Source organism: Haliea atlantica, assembly GCF_054779855.1.
In genome coordinates this window covers 97971-112888 of sequence record NZ_BAAGXL010000007.1, presented here as the reverse complement: position 1 = coordinate 112888, position 14918 = coordinate 97971, and the positions used below count along the sequence as shown (strand labels likewise).

12 protein-coding genes are annotated in these 14918 nt (G+C 65.7%); 8 read left to right on the top strand and 4 right to left on the bottom strand.

Annotated features, from left to right (window positions below):
• Positions 1-4 precede the first annotated feature (4 nt).
• Positions 5-2830 carry an excinuclease ABC subunit UvrA gene (gene uvrA, locus ACYVGS_RS08455; RefSeq protein ID WP_460588237.1) on the bottom strand — a complete coding sequence of 942 codons (2826 nt, stop codon included), beginning with the start codon at positions 2828-2830 and terminating at the stop codon, positions 5-7.
• Between the two features lie 218 nt (positions 2831-3048).
• Between uvrA and ACYVGS_RS08450 the strand changes: the two genes are divergently transcribed.
• From ACYVGS_RS08450 to ACYVGS_RS08430, 5 genes are all read left to right on the top strand, one after another.
• Entirely contained in the window at positions 3049-4245 is a 1197-nt protein-coding gene (locus ACYVGS_RS08450) for an MFS transporter (RefSeq protein ID WP_460588236.1), read from the top strand.
• Between the two features lie 155 nt (positions 4246-4400).
• Positions 4401-4910, top strand: coding sequence for a single-stranded DNA-binding protein (gene ssb, locus ACYVGS_RS08445; RefSeq protein WP_460588235.1), 510 nt, complete (start codon positions 4401-4403; stop codon positions 4908-4910).
• Between the two features lie 45 nt (positions 4911-4955).
• Positions 4956-5846, top strand: a complete 891-nt coding sequence (locus ACYVGS_RS08440; protein ID WP_460588234.1) for a sugar nucleotide-binding protein — start codon at positions 4956-4958, stop codon at positions 5844-5846.
• Positions 5839-6366 carry a molybdenum cofactor biosynthesis protein B gene (gene moaB, locus ACYVGS_RS08435; protein ID WP_460588233.1) on the top strand — a complete coding sequence of 176 codons (528 nt, stop codon included), beginning with the start codon at positions 5839-5841 and terminating at the stop codon, positions 6364-6366. Before ACYVGS_RS08440 ends, moaB begins: the two co-directional genes overlap by 8 nt.
• Positions 6363-7568 carry a molybdopterin molybdotransferase MoeA gene (locus ACYVGS_RS08430; RefSeq protein WP_460588232.1) on the top strand — a complete coding sequence of 402 codons (1206 nt, stop codon included), beginning with the start codon at positions 6363-6365 and terminating at the stop codon, positions 7566-7568. The genes moaB and ACYVGS_RS08430 overlap by 4 nt, the downstream gene beginning before the upstream one ends.
• 50 nt (positions 7569-7618) lie before the next feature.
• Here ACYVGS_RS08430 and fabB read toward each other — a convergent pair whose 3' ends face one another.
• Both fabB and fabA read right to left on the bottom strand, forming a co-directional pair.
• On the bottom strand, positions 7619-8845 hold the full coding sequence (gene fabB, locus ACYVGS_RS08425) for a beta-ketoacyl-[acyl-carrier-protein] synthase family protein (protein WP_460588231.1): 1227 nt from the start codon (positions 8843-8845) through the stop codon (positions 7619-7621).
• Between the two features lie 4 nt (positions 8846-8849).
• Positions 8850-9365, bottom strand: coding sequence for a bifunctional 3-hydroxydecanoyl-ACP dehydratase/trans-2-decenoyl-ACP isomerase (fabA, locus tag ACYVGS_RS08420; protein ID WP_460588230.1), 516 nt, complete (start codon positions 9363-9365; stop codon positions 8850-8852).
• A gap of 234 nt (positions 9366-9599) precedes the next feature.
• On the opposite strand from fabA, the gene ACYVGS_RS08415 reads away from it, so the two are divergent.
• Genes ACYVGS_RS08415 through ACYVGS_RS08405 form a run of 3 tightly spaced genes read left to right on the top strand, consistent with a single transcriptional unit; the run spans position 9600 to position 13243 of the window.
• On the top strand, positions 9600-11030 hold the full coding sequence (locus ACYVGS_RS08415; protein ID WP_460588229.1) for a mannose-6-phosphate isomerase type 2 family protein: 1431 nt from the start codon (positions 9600-9602) through the stop codon (positions 11028-11030).
• 21 nt (positions 11031-11051) lie between these two features.
• A complete protein-coding gene (gene galU / locus ACYVGS_RS08410) occupies positions 11052-11879 on the top strand; it encodes a UTP--glucose-1-phosphate uridylyltransferase (RefSeq protein WP_460588228.1) in 828 nt (275 codons plus the stop codon).
• 11 nt (positions 11880-11890) lie between these two features.
• Positions 11891-13243, top strand: a complete 1353-nt coding sequence (locus tag ACYVGS_RS08405) for a phosphohexomutase domain-containing protein (RefSeq protein ID WP_460588227.1) — start codon at positions 11891-11893, stop codon at positions 13241-13243.
• On the opposite strand, the gene pgi is transcribed toward ACYVGS_RS08405, so the two are convergent.
• On the bottom strand, positions 13240-14907 hold the full coding sequence (pgi, locus tag ACYVGS_RS08400) for a glucose-6-phosphate isomerase (protein WP_460588226.1): 1668 nt from the start codon (positions 14905-14907) through the stop codon (positions 13240-13242). The genes ACYVGS_RS08405 and pgi overlap by 4 nt on opposite strands.
• Positions 14908-14918 lie beyond the last annotated feature (11 nt).

Sequence of the window (14918 nt, the reverse complement as noted above, 5' to 3'; positions counted from 1 at the left end):
CCTCTCAGCCCTTCAACATCGGCTTGAGGAAGCGCCCGGTGTGGGAGCCCTTCGCCTTGGCCACGTTCTCTGGCGTCCCGGTGGCGATGATCTGACCGCCGCCACTGCCGCCCTCGGGCCCCAGGTCCACCAGCCAGTCGGCCGTTTTGATCACGTCCAGGTTGTGCTCGATGATGACCACGGTATTGCCGTGATCGCGCAGGCGGTGCACCACATCCAGCAGCTGGCGGATGTCCTCGAAATGCAGCCCGGTGGTCGGCTCGTCGAGGATATACAGGGTCTTGCCGGTGTCGCGCTTGGACAGCTCCCGCGACAGCTTGACCCGCTGGGCCTCGCCGCCGGAGAGGGTGGTGGCGGCCTGACCCAGGCGGATATAGGATAGGCCCACGTCCATCAGCGTCTGCAGCTTGCGGGCAATCGACGGTACCGGCTCGAAGAAGGCGAGGGCGTCCTCCACGGTCATTTCCAGCACTTCGTGGATACTCTTGCCCTTGTAGCGGATCTCCAGGGTCTCGCGGTTGTAGCGCTTGCCCTTGCAGACATCGCAGGGCACGTAGATGTCCGGCAGGAAGTGCATCTCCACCTTGGTCACCCCATCCCCCTGGCAGGCCTCGCAGCGGCCGCCCTTGACGTTGAAGCTGAAACGCCCCGGCTTGTAGCCGCGGGAGCGGGCCTCCTGGGTGCCGGCAAAAAGCTCCCGTACCGGCGTGAAAATGCCGGTATAGGTGGCCGGGTTGGAACGCGGGGTACGGCCAATCGGGCTCTGGTCGATATCGATGCACTTGTCGATGTGCTCCATCCCCTCGATGCGCTCATAGGGCGCCGGATTGAGGGAGGTGGCGCCGTTCAGCTGGGTGGCGGCGATCGGGTAAAGGGTGTTGTTGATGAGGGTGGACTTGCCCGAGCCAGACACGCCGGTAACGCAGGTGAGCAGGCCGACCGGCAGTTCCAGATCGACGCCCTGGAGGTTGTTGCCCCGGGCGCCGAGCAGGCGGATGCTCTTCTTGGGGTCGCGAGCCACGCGCTTGGCGGGAATCTCGATTCGCCGCCGCCCGGAGAGGTAGGCGCCGGTGAGCGACTGTTCGGTGCCGACGATATCCTCGAAGGTGCCCTGGGCGACGATGCGACCGCCGTGGACACCGGCACCCGGGCCGATGTCGATGATGTGGTCGGCGCTGCGGATGGCGTCCTCGTCGTGTTCCACCACCAGCACCGTGTTGCCCAGGTCGCGCAGATGGTTGAGGGTGTTCAGCAGGCGCTCGTTGTCCCGCTGGTGCAGGCCGATGGAAGGCTCGTCGAGGATGTACATTACCCCCACCAGGCCGGCGCCGATCTGGCTGGCCAGGCGGATGCGCTGGGCCTCGCCGCCGGAGAGTGTCTCCGCGCTGCGGCTCAGGGTCAGGTAATTCAGGCCCACGTCGACCAGGAAGCGGTAGCGGGCGCGCAGCTCCTTGAGAATCTTGCTGGCGATTTCTCCCTTGCGGCCTTCCAGGGCCAGTTGCTCGAAGTAGATCTCCGCCTCGCCCACCGGCATTTCGGTGATCGAGGGCAGGCTGCGGTCATCCACGAAGACGTGGCGGGCGTCCCGGCACAGGCGGGTGCCGCCGCAGTCAGGGCAGGGCTGGGAGGCGAGAAAACGGGCCAGCTCCTCGCGCACGCTCTGGGACTCGGTCTCCCGGTAGCGCCGCTCCATGTTGTGGATAATGCCCTCGAAGGGGTGGCGCCGCTTGAATACGTCGCCGCGGTCATTCACATAGGCAAAGCTGACCTCTTCATCACCCGAGCCGTAGAGAATCGCTTCCCGCTGCTTTTTCTTCAGCTTGGCGAACGGGGTGTCGATGGAAAAGCCGTAGTGCTCCGCCAGGCTGGTCAGCATGTGGAAGTAATACACGTTGCGGCGATCCCAGCCGCGGATCGCGCCCTCGGCCAGGCTCGATTCAGGGTGCACCACGATGCGTTCCGGGTCGAAATACTGCTTGACCCCCAGGCCGTCGCAACTGGAACAGGCCCCGGCCGGATTGTTGAAAGAGAACAGTCGCGGTTCCAGCTCGTCGATGCTGTGGCCGCAGACCGGACAGGCAAAGCGGGCGGAGAACATCAGGTCCTCGCCATCGCCGTCCATGTAGCTGACCGTGGCCAGGCCATCGGTGAGCCCCAGCGCGGTCTCGAAGGATTCCGCCAGGCGCAGGCTGAGGTCGGGGCGCACCTTGAAGCGGTCAACCACCACGTCGATGCTGTGCTTGCGCTTCTTGTCCAGTTTCGGCAGGTCGTCGAGGTCGGTGACGATGCCATCCACCCGGGCGCGGACGAAGCCGCCCGCGCGCAGCTCCTCGAACACGTGCAGGTGTTCACCCTTGCGATCGCGCACCACCGGTGCCAGCAGCATCAGCTTACAGCCCTCGGGGAGCGCCAGCACGCTGTCCACCATCTGGCTGATGGTCTGGGCCTGCAGGGTTTCGCCGTGTTCCGGGCAGCGCGGATCGCCGACCCGGGCGAACAGCAGGCGCAGGTAGTCGTAGATTTCGGTAATGGTGCCGACGGTGGAGCGCGGGTTGTGAGAGGTGGACTTCTGTTCGATGGAAATCGCCGGCGACAGACCCTCGATATGGTCAATGTCGGGCTTTTCCATCATCGACAGGAACTGGCGCGCATAGGTGGAGAGGGACTCGACATAGCGCCGTTGGCCCTCCGCGTACAGTGTGTCGAAAGCCAGCGAGGACTTGCCCGAACCGGACAGGCCGGTGATCACCACCAGTTTGTCCCGGGGAATGTCGAGGTCGATGTTCTTGAGGTTGTGGGTGCGCGCACCGCGTACCTGAATGGTGTCCATGACTCTCCCGGATGAAGGTCGATCAAACCTGCCAGTATAGGCGCTGGGGGTAGGGCGGGCAAAAGCTATCGCAGGGCCGTAACTACGGGGCAGTTTACGCGCGGTCCGGGGAGCTGGATGTGCCTTGCGTGCCGCGCGGATGTCGCCGCGGCGGCCAAGCTGCTAGAATTCGCGGTCCAAGCCTTTCACAGTCCGAGTTCGTGATCACCAAGAATCCCATGACAGCGGCGGAACGCCGCGCGGTGCTGTCTCTCGCCCTGCTGTACAACGTGCGCATGCTGGGCCTGTTCATGGTCCTGCCCCTGTTGGCCCTGTACGCCGCCGACTATCGCGGAGCGACGCCCGCCCTGATCGGGCTGGCCCTGGGCATCTATGGCCTCAGCCAGGCCCTGCTGCAGGTTCCCCTCGGCTGGCTCTCGGACCGGATTGGACGCAAGCCGGTGATTGTCGGAGGCCTGCTGGTCTTTGCCCTGGGCAGCCTGCTGGCGGCCTGGTCGGAGAGCATCCACGGGATCGTGCTTGGCCGCCTGCTGCAGGGAGCGGGGGCCATCGCCAGCAGCATCATGGCGCTGGTGGCGGACCTGACCAGCGACGAACAGAGAACCAAGGCCATGGCCATCGTCGGGGCCAGTATCGGCCTGGCATTCGCCGTGGCACTGGTGCTGGGTCCCCTGTTGGCAGCCTTTGGCGGTCTCGACCTGGTATTTGCCCTCACGGCAGTGCTGGCCATCCTCGGCATGCTGGTTCTATGGCGGATTCCCGAACCCGCCCGGGGCCCGAGTGCGGAATCGACCTCGCCCCGCGGCAGCCTGTTTCGACGCGCCCTGCGCGACCCGGCCCTACTGCGTCTCGACGCGGGTATTTTCACCCTCCACTCTGTGCTGATGGCGCTGTTTCTGGTGTTGCCCGGTCTGATCGAGGGGCTGGCTGGCGTGCCCCGGGACCAGCACTGGCAGGTTTACCTGCCGGTGATCCTGCTCTCGGTGCTCGGCGTGGTGCCCATGATGCGCCTGGCGGAGCGGGGTGGCCGCCCGGCGCCGGTGTTCCTGGCGGCCATCCTGGCGCTGGTGGTCGCTCTGGTGGCGCTCGGTCTGGCGGCCAGTGGCTGGACGATATACCTGGCCGCCTGGCTGTTTTTCGTCGGTTTCAATTACCTCGAGGCCACACTGCCATCGATGGTGAGCAAGGCGGTATTTCCGGGCGGGCGGGGGACGGCCCTGGGCATTTATTCCACCGCCCAGTTCCTGGGCATCTTTGTCGGTGGTGCCCTGGGTGGCTGGCTGCTGCAGCACTACGGCAGCCAGTCGGTGCTGCTGTTCTGCGTGGGTCTTTGCGGGCTTTGGTGCCTGTTTGCCCTGCCGCGGCACGGTCAGCAGGCGGCCGCGGAAGAGGCCCTGACCTCAAAAGCGCGCTGAAGCCGCGATGTGTTTCTCGCGGGGTTCGGCTGGCCGCTGCGGTTGCCATCTGATGGTTTGTGCCCGCTCCCGCGTGTCGCATTTGCAGGGCCGGATTGCTATAGTCGCGCACTCGATTGCAACATCCGCAGCGCATCCTGACAGAGGGCAAGAACATGGCTAGGGGCATCAACAAGGTGATTCTGATCGGCAACCTGGGGGCGGATCCGGAAACCCGCTACATGCCCTCCGGCGGCGCGGTGACCAACGTCAACCTGGCCACCAGTGATCAGTGGAAGGACAAGCAGACCGGCCAGCCCCAGGAGCGCACCGAGTGGCACCGCGTGGTGTTTTTCAATCGCCTGGCGGAGATCGCCGGCGAGTACCTGCGCAAGGGTTCCAAGGTCTATGTCGAGGGCTCTCTGCGCACCCGCAAGTGGCAGGGCCAGGACGGCCAGGATCGCTACACGACCGAGATCGTGGCCAGCGAGATGCAGATGCTGGACAGCCGGGGCGGCATGGGTCAGGACAACTACAGCTCAGGCCCCGGGGATTATGGCCAGCAGCAGCCGGCACCGCAGCGCCAGCAGGCGCCGGCGGGGCCCCAGGGCCAGGCTGGCGGCAACCAGCAGCCGGCGCCTCCGCCCCAGGACTTCAATGACTTTGACGACGATATTCCCTTCTAGAAATGTGGTGATCTCGCGAGGCGTGATAATTCCTGGAGGCGGCACTTGCGGGTCCTGTTGATTGGTTCCGACTCATCCCTCGGACTGGCGCTGGTGCATCATCTGCGTCGCTGGGGGCGGCACGATGTCGAGCTGATTTCCCTCGCGGCTTCTCGCTGGAAGAGCGAGCGTCAGGCGAAGAAGGCCGTGCGGCGGGCGCGTGCCGATGTGTTGGTGGATACCCGTCTGCAGGCCGCGGCGGACAGCGGTGAGATCGTATCGGACGAGGATGTCGAGCGTACCCACTGGCTTGCCAAGGCCTGTCAGCGCAGTGCAGGGCGTCATTTTCTGGTGTCCAGCGCCCGGGTCTTCAGCGGCCTGGGTGAGCGTGCCCGGCAGGAAGACGATGCGCCCGACAGTGACGAGTCGGTCGCTCAGCTGATCGCGCGTGCCGAAGAGGTGGTGCGCGCGACCTGCGAGCGCCATTTTATCCTGCGCCTGGGGCCGGTATTTTCCCACGAGGGCGTCAATGTGCTCACGCACATGCTTGAGCAACTGCTCAGCGGCGGTACCCTGCAATTGGGTACGGCGCGACGGGGGTGTCCGGTGGAAGCCGCCGATGCGGCCCGGGTGATCGCCGGTGTGATCGATCAGATGAGTGCCGGTGCTGATGCCTTCGGCAATTTCCACTACTGCAGCTCGGATGTCACCACCTGCTACGAGTTTGCCGAAGTGCTGCTGGCTTCGGTGTCCCAGTTTACCGATTTCGCCCCCGGCAGCATCCAGCTGGAAGTCTGCGAGGATGATGCGCTGGAGCGCAATCGCAGCCTGCGCTGCCAGCGCCTGCGGGATACCTTCGCCATCAAGCAGGTACCCTGGCGCGGTTTTGTGGCGGACACCGTACGCCTCTACTTCCGTCATCAACAGCAACAGAAACAGGTAAGCAGCCATGTCTGAGCAGCCAAGTGCCGCATCCGTATTGGGGATTGCCGTGTTGACCGTCTCGGATACCCGCAATGTCGATACCGACACCTCCGGTCACTATCTGGAGACCGCTGTCGTGGAGGCCGGGCATCGCTGTTCGGCGCGGGCCATTGTCGCCGATGACATCTACCGTATTCGGGCGATTGTCTCCCAGTGGATCGCGGACGCTGAAGTCGATGCAGTGCTGGTAACCGGTGGCACGGGTTTTTCCGGTCGCGATTCCACTCCGGAGGCTGTGCTGCCCCTGTTCGACAAGCAAATCGATGGGTTTGGCGAGGTCTTTCGCGCGCTGTCCCTGGCCGAAATCGGTTCCTCGACCATCCAGTCCCGCGCCCTCGCCGGTCTGGCCAACCACACGGTCATCTTTTGCGTGCCGGGCTCCACCGGAGCCTGTCGCACGGCGTGGAACGGCATCATTCGCGAGCAGCTGGACGCCGACCACCGGCCCTGCAACTTCGTCGGGGTGCTGCGGGCCCGAAAGTCGGCCGAATGAAGCCGCTTCTGCCCCTGGATGATGCGCTCGCGGCCATGCTGGCGGCAGCACCGGAGCCACCCGGGGTCGAGGTCCTGCCGCTGCCGGCGCTTCGCCACCGGGTACTCGCGGAGGATGTGTGCGCTGCCCTCGCGGTCCCGCCGGAGGACAACAGCGCGATGGACGGCTACGCCCTGCGGGTGGAAGACCTCGGTGCCGGTCCGCTGCGAGTAAGTCAGCGTATTCCCGCGGGCAGTAGGCCGGAGCCGCTGCGGGCGGGCACTGCGGCGCGTATCTTCACCGGGGCGCCGGTGCCACCGGGGGCGAACGCCGTGGTCATGCAGGAAAACACGCAGCCTGCCGGCGACGCCATTGTCGTCACCGGCGATGTGCGTCCGGGCGAGAACATTCGCCTGCGCGGTCAGGACATCGCCGAGGGTACTGTTGTTCTGCGACGCGGGCAGCGCCTGCGGGCCGCGGACCTCGGGCTGCTGGCGTCCCTGGGCATGAACCGGGCCAGCGTCTATCGTCCCCTGCGGGTCGCGCTTCTGTGCACCGGGAGTGAGCTGGTTGCCCCCGGTAGCGGCCCTTTGCGATCGGGGCAGATCTACGACAGCAACCGATACATGCTGGCTGGCCTGCTGGAAGCCCTGGGCATGCAGGTCTGGGACCCGGGTATCGTGCCCGACAGTCCTGCGGCGGTGGCGGCGGCCCTGGAAGATGCGGCAGTGCAGGCGGACTGTGTGCTGGCCTCGGGCGGTGTCTCCGTCGGCGAGGAGGACCACGTCCGCAGCCAGGTGGAGGCCCTCGGCGAGCTTTTGCTGTGGCGTCTGGCGATCAAGCCGGGCAAGCCCCTGGCCTTTGGTCGGGTGTGCGGCAAGCCCTTCATCGGGCTCCCCGGCAACCCGACTTCCAGCTTTGTCACCTTCTGCCTGCTGGCTCGGCCTTTCCTGCAGCGCTGCCAGGGCGAAGAGCCCAGACCCCTGCCGGCACTCCACGCGCGCGCAGCCTTCTGCGTCGAACGACCGGGTATCCGTCGCGACTTCCGCCGCGTGCGTGTCGAAATTCGAAACGGGGAGTGGTGGGCAGTATCCGCCGGCAACCAGAGTTCCGGTGTGCTCAGCGTCGTGAGTGAGGCCGACGCCCTGGCCGTGGTGCCGGAGCAGGCCACGGTGGCGGAAGGCGACTGGTTGGAGGTTCGGCTTCTGGCGCCTTTCGGGTAAAACTGAAAGGGCGGCAGGCCAGATCTTCTCCAGCCCGCCCGTCCCGGCATTCAGTCGTTGAGCTTCTGGAACACCAGCGAGGCGTTGGTGCCGCCGAAACCGAAGCTGTTGGACATCACCCGTTGCAGATCGACGTTCTCGTGGCGCTCGCGCGCGATCGGCAGGCCCTCTGCCTCGGGGTCGAGGTTCTGGATGTTGGCCGAGGCGGCGATGAAGCCGCGTTGCTGCATCAACAGCGAGTAGATCGCCTCCTGCACGCCGGCGGCACCCAGGGAGTGGCCGGAGAGCGATTTGGTCGAGCTGATTACCGGAATGTAGCCGAGGTCCTGATAGGCTTCACGCACCGCCTTCAGCTCCTGGATATCCCCCGCCGGCGTGCTGGTGCCGTGGGCATTGATGTAGTCGATCGGGCCCTCGACCGTGGCCAGGGCCTGCTGCATGCAGCGCACCGCGCCTTCGCCGGAGGGAGCCACCATGTCGTGGCCGTCGGAGGTGGCGCCGTAGCCCACCAGTTCGGCGTAGATTTTCGCGCCCCGGGCGCGGGCGTGCTCCAGCTCCTCGAGGACCAGCATGCCCGCGCCGCCGGCGATGACGAAACCGTCGCGGTCCGCATCGTAGGCCCGCGAGGCCTGCTCCGGTGCGTCGTTGTACTTGGTGGACAGGGCGCCCATGGCGTCGAAGAGGCTGCTCAGCGTCCAGTGCAGTTCTTCGCCGCCGCCGGCAAAGACCACATCCTGCTTGCCCATCTGGATCTGTTCCATGGCGTTGCCGATGCAGTGCGCGCTGGTCGAGCAGGCCGAGGAGATCGAGTAGTTGACCCCCTTGATTTTGAACGGTGTGGCCAGGCAGGCGGACACGGTGCTGCCCATGGTCTGGGTCACCCGGTAGGGGCCGACGCGCCGCAGGCCTTTCTCCCGCAGGATATCCGCGGCCTCGGTCTGGCTGGCCGAGGAGGCACCGCCGGAGCCGGCAATGATGCCGGTGCGCACATTGGACACTTCCCGCTCTGTCAGGTTGGCATCCTTGATCGCCTGTTGCATGGCGATGTAGGCATAGGCCGCGGCATCGCCCATGAAACGCAGCTGCTTGCGGTCGATGTGCTCGCTGACATCGATATCCGGTGCGCCGGCGATGTGCGAGCGCATTCCGATATCGATCTGCTCCTGGCGGAGTGCGATGCCGGACCGCCCCTGGTACAGGGCATCGGCGACGCTGTCTGCGTCGTTGCCCAGGCAGGAAACAATACCCAGCCCTGTGATGACTACGCGTCTATTCATGGTACTAGAAGGACTCCGTCGATTTGAACAAGCCTACACGCAGGTCGCTGGCGGTATAGATCTCGCGACCGTCCACGGACACGACGCCGTCGGCGATGCCCATGATCAACTTGCGTTCGATGACCCGTTTCATGTGGATGTTGTAGGTCACCTTGTTGGCGGTGGGCAGAATCTGCCCGGTGAACTTGACTTCTCCCGAACCCAGGGCCCGTCCCTTGCCGGGATTGCCGCGCCAGCCGAGGAAAAACCCGACCAGCTGCCACATCGCGTCGAGGCCCAGGCAGCCCGGCATGACCGGGTCGCCCGGGAAGTGGCACTGGAAGAACCACAGGTCCGGGTGGATATCCAGTTCCGCGACCATCTCGCCCTTGCCGTAGCGGCCGCCCTCGGAGCTGATGTGGGTGATACGGTCAAGCATCAGCATGTTATCGGTCGGCAGCTGGGCGTTACCGGGGCCAAAAAGTTCGCCGTGCCCGCAGGCGACAAGCTCCTCCTTGGCGAAAGCGTGTTGTGCTGTCATAGAGGGTCCGGATCTGACGTGGATGTGAAGCCCTGGCGTGGGGCGTACCTGAGTGAGGCCGGCGTGCCGGCCGCGTTGCGTGGGTGCCCATTCTAAACCCTGCGGGGCACAAGTCCAGCAGATCCGCAGTCGCCGCCCCGCGCGTGCTGGCCCCGGGACGCGATGCTGGGCTACCATAAACCGCTCGTATCCGATTCCGCGGCATGCCGCGGGCCCGACAGATCAAGGAAAGCCATGCTCACGCCCGTATTGTTGTGCGGCGGTGTAGGCAGCCGACTCTGGCCAGTCTCCCGCGAGCTTCACCCCAAGCAGTTCCTGCCCCTGGTCGGGGAATTGTCCATGCTGCAGGCAACCCTGGCGCGCACCGATGGCCTGACGGCGGCCCCGCCGGTGGTGGTGTGCAACGAGGAGCACCGCTTCATGGTGGCCGAGCAGCTGCGCCAGGTCGACCTCGAGCCCGGTGCGCTGCTGCTGGAGCCCCAGGGCCGCAACACGGCGCCGGCGGTGGCCCTGGCGGCCCTGCGCGAGTTGGCCCGGGACCCCGATGCATTGTTGCTGGTGCTGCCGGCGGACCACCTGATCCGCGACGTGGCGGCCTTTACCCGGGCGGTCAGCGTGGCGCTGCCCCTGGCGCGGGAAGGGCGGCTGGTGACCTTCGGCGTGGTGCCCACGCATCCCGAGACCGGCTACGGCTACGTGCGCTGCGGCGCGAGTCTCGGCGACGACAGCTTTGCCCTGGACAGTTTCGTGGAAAAACCCGACCTGGAGACGGCCCAGGCCTACCTGGAGAGCGGCAGTTACCTGTGGAATGCCGGGATGTTCCTGTTCCGGGCGGCAAGCTACCTGGAGGAACTGGCCCGTGAGCAGCCGCAGATGGTGGAACAGTGCCGCGCCGCCATGGCGGGGGCCGCGGTGGACCTGGACTTCATTCGCCCGGACAGCGAGGCTTTCCTGGCCTGCCCCGCGGACAGCATCGACTACGCGGTCATGGAACACACCGACAACGGTGCGGTGGTGGCGCTGGACTGCGGCTGGAGCGATGTCGGCGCCTGGTCTTCCCTGTGGGAGGTGGCCGAGCGCGACGACAGCGGCAATGCCACCCAGGGCGACGTGCTGCTGGACAACTGCCGCGACAGCTATTTCCGCAGTGAATCGCGCCTGGTGGCGGCCACCGGGGTGGACAACCTGGTGGTGGTCGAGACCCCTGACGCGGTGCTGGTGGCGGACCGCGAGCGGGTCCAGGACGTCAAGCACATCGTGGCGCAATTGAAGGCCGCGGGCCGGCAAGAGGCCGTTCTCCACTCCCGGGTCTACCGGCCCTGGGGCAGCTACGAGACCCTGGTCTGCGCCGAGCGCTTCCAGGTCAAACGAATCATCGTCAACCCGGGCCAGACCCTGTCCCTGCAGATGCATCACCACCGGGCCGAACACTGGATCGTGGTCCACGGTACCGCCGAGGTGACTTGCGAGGACCGTGTGTTCATGCTGGCGGAGGACGAGTCCACTTACATTCCCCTGGGCCGCAAGCACCGCCTTGCCAACCCGGGGCGCATTCCCCTGGAGCTGATCGAGGTGCAATCCGGCAGCTACCTGGGGGAGGACGACATCGTGCGCTTTGAAGATGTCTATGGGCGCGAGGCGCCCGCCAATCTCGCCACCACCTGAGAACCGCCAGGAGCCTTCCCGATGATTCATAAATGCCTGTTTCCCGTTGCCGGTTACGGCACCCGTTTTCTCCCCGCGACCAAGAGCATGCCCAAGGAAATGCTGCCCATCGTCAACAAGCCACTGGTTCAGTACGGCGTGGAGGAGGCCATTGAGGCGGGCATGACCACCTGCGCCATGGTGACAGGTCGCGGCAAGCGTTCCATCGCGGACCACTTTGACATCAGCTACGAGTTGGAGCACCAGATCTCCGGTACCGGGAAGGAGGTCTATCTGGACAGCATCCGCAATGTGCTCGACAAGGGCATCTTTACCATGGTCCGGCAGCGTGAAATGAAAGGGCTGGGCCACGCCATCCTCACGGGGGAGGCGCTGATCGGCAGCGACCCCTTCGGTGTGGTGCTCTCCGATGACCTGTGCCTCAACGACGGCCCCGGGGTGCTTGCCCAGATGGCCGAACTGTATCGCCAGTTTCGCTGTTCCATCGTCGCCATCCAGGAAGTGCCGCCGGAGGAGGTCAACAAGTATGGCGTGATCGCCGGCGAGAGTCTCAAGGACGGCCTGTATCGGGTGGACAAGATGGTGGAGAAGCCCGACCCGAAGGACGCGCCGTCCAACCTCGCGATTATCGGGCGCTATATCCTGACCCCGGACATCTTCGATATTCTGCGCGAGACGCCGCCCGGTGCCAATGGCGAAGTCCAGCTCACCGACGCGCTGCAGACTCAGGCCCAGCAGGGCTGCGTGATGGCCTACCGCTTCCAGGGGCGTCGCTTCGACTGTGGGAGTGTGCCGGGCTTTGTGGAGGCGACCAACTTCGTCTACGAAAACCACTATCGACGCGATTGAGGGGCATGTCCATGTCGCCACTGGCGTGTTTCAAGGCCTACGACGTTCGCGGGCGGGTGCCCGACCAGCTGAACGAGACGATCGCCGGTAACATCGGCCGGGCTTTTGCCGAGGTGCTGCGGCCCCGTCGCGTGGTGGTCGGGCACGATATCCGCCTTACCAGCGAGGCGATCAAGGGCGCGCTGGTGGAGGGTCTTCGCGCCCAGGGTGTGGATGTGTTTGACATCGGCCTGTGCGGTACCGAGGAAATCTACTTCGCTACCAGTCACGCCGGGATGGACGGTGGCATTGTGGTGACTGCCAGCCACAACCCCGCCGATTACAACGGCATGAAGTTCGTGCGCGAACAGTCGCGCCCCATTTCCGGGGACAGCGGCCTGTTCGATATCCGCGACCTGGCCGCAGCGGGCGAGTTTACCCCTGCGAGCCGCCGGGGTGATTACCAGGCCCTGGACCTCCGCGAGGCCTATCGGGACCATCTGCTCGCTTATGTGGATGTGGAATCGCTGCCGCCGCTGCGCATTGTGGTCAATGCCGGGAATGGCGGTGCCGGGCGGGTCATTGATCTGCTGGAACCGCACCTGCCCTTTACGTTTATCAAGCTGCAGCACGAGGCGGACGGACATTTCCCCAACGGCGTGCCCAACCCGCTGCTGCCGGAGAACCGTCAGGCCACCAGTGACGCTGTGCGCGAACACCGGGCCGACCTCGGCATTGCCTGGGATGGCGATTTCGATCGCTGTTTCTTTTTTGATGAGGGCGGCAATTTTGTCGAGGGCTATTATCTGGTCGGGCTGTTGGCGGAGGCCTTCCTGGCCCGTCACCCCGGTGAAACCATCATCCACGATCCTCGCCTGACCTGGAATACGATCGACATGGTCGAGCGCCTGGGCGGGCATGCGGTGCAAAGCAAGACCGGCCACGCTTTTATCAAGGAGCGGATGCGCGCGGAGAATGCCGTCTACGGTGGGGAAATGAGCGCCCACCACTATTTCCGGGATTTCGCCTACTGCGACAGTGGCATGATTCCCTGGCTGCTGGTGGCCGAGCTGCTGGGCAAGCGGGGGCAGGCCCTGTCACGTCTGGTGGCGGAGCGCATGGCGGCATTTCCCTGCAGCGGCGAGATCAACCGCAGTGTCGAGGATCCCGCCGCAGTGCTGCAGCGAGTGGCCTCGCACTATCGTGAGGACGCACTTGCGGAAGAAGCTGTCGATGGGCTCTCGATGGCCTTTGCCGACTGGCGTTTCAATCTGCGTCTGTCGAATACCGAGCCGGTGGTTCGGCTGAATGTCGAGAGCCGCGGCGATACAGCCCTGATGGAGCGGCGCACCCGCGAGTTGCTGGCGCTGGTGGAGGCGGTCTAGCCGGGGGTTTGCGCCCGGCGCCAGGCTTCCAGCAGGGCGCGGCTGGCGGGGTCCAGGTCCACCCTGCCGGCCCCTGGTTGATTTTGGTCGGTCGGGCCGGACATCTCCTCAAGCAGTGAGTCGGCAATCTGCTTGCCCAGTTCCACGCCCCACTGGTCGAAGGCGTTGATGCCCCAGAGCTGCGCGCTGCAGAAAGTACGGTGCTCGTAGAGGGCAAGCAGCGCGCCCAGCCGCCAGGGGGTGACCGCGTCGAAGCTGATGACGTTGTGCGGGCGACTGCCGGGCATGGCCAGGTGCGGCGCCAGCGCGTCGGCGCGCTGCTTCTGCAGTCCGCGCTGGAGCAGTTCGCTGCGGGCCTCCTCCGCGCTGCGGCCCACCATCAGGGCCCGGCTTTGGGCGATACCGTTGGCCACCAGCAGCCGGTGTTGCTCGTGCATGCCGGTGCGAGTGCGCAGGGGCAGGATGAAATCCGCCGGGCACAGCCGGGTACCCTGGTGCAGCAGCTGGTGGAAAGAGTGCTGCCCAAGGGTGCCGGCGGCGCCCCAGAGCACGGGTGCGCTGTCCCAGGACAGGGGGCGGCCCTGTGCGTCGACCCCCTTGCCATTGCTCTCCATGGTCAGCTGTTGCAGGTAGTCGGGCAGGTGGCGCAGCCCGTGGTCGTAAGGTAATACCGCATGGTTTTCTGCGCCGAGGTACTGGCAGCACCAGGTTTCCAGCAGGCTGAGCAGCATGGGCAGGTTGCTGGCCGCCGGTGCTTCGACGAAGTGCTGGTCCATCGCCGCTGCGCCGTCCAGCAGCTCGCTGAAGGCGTCCCAGCCAATGGCGATGGCACAGCTGAGCCCGATTGCCGACCACACGGAGTATCGTCCGCCCACCCAGTCCCAGATCGGCAGGCAGTTGTCTGCCGGCAGTCCGAAGGCTTCCGCTGCCTCGAGATTGGTGGTGATGGCCAGGAAGTGCCTGGGAAGCTGTTCCTCGCCGGCGCCTGCGGTCAGCAGCCAGTTGCGCGCCACCTGCGCATTGGTCAGGGTTTCGCGGGTCTGGAAGGACTTGGAGCAAACGATGAACAGGGTCGTGGCGGGGTCGAGCTCCAGGAGGGTGTCCTGCAGGTCCGCGGGGTCGACGTTGGCGACATGGTGGCAGTCGACCGCGCCCCGGTAGCTGCCGAGAGCTTCGACGATCAGTCTCGGGCCGAGGTCGGAGCCGCCAATGCCCAGGTTGACCACATCGGTAATCGCTTTGCCGCTGAAGCCGAGCCAGTTGCCGCCGTACAGCTGCTCGCAGCAGGCTTGCATGCGCAGCCGTGTCGCTGCGACTTCGGCGAACTCCGCCTCCAGGCCACGCGGTGCACTGCGGGCTCGCAGCAGGCTGTGCAGAGCGGGGCGCAACTCGGTGATATTGAGGGACTGTCCCTCTAGCAGGGCCCTGGCAGCTCCATGCAGGTCGGCCGCCGCGGCCAGTGCCAGCAGCGCCTCCCGCGCCGGCCGGTCCAGCCACTGCCGGGAGTAATCCAGGCGCAGCCCCAGGGCTTCGGCGCAGAAATCATCGGCCCGCTGCGGATCGGCCTGAAACAGGCCGGGCACCGAGGTGCCGCTCAGGCGTTGAGCGTGAGATTGTCGTTCCGGGTGGCCGGGAAGCCGGGCAAAGGGCGCGGGGGATGACATCGGGGGCTCCG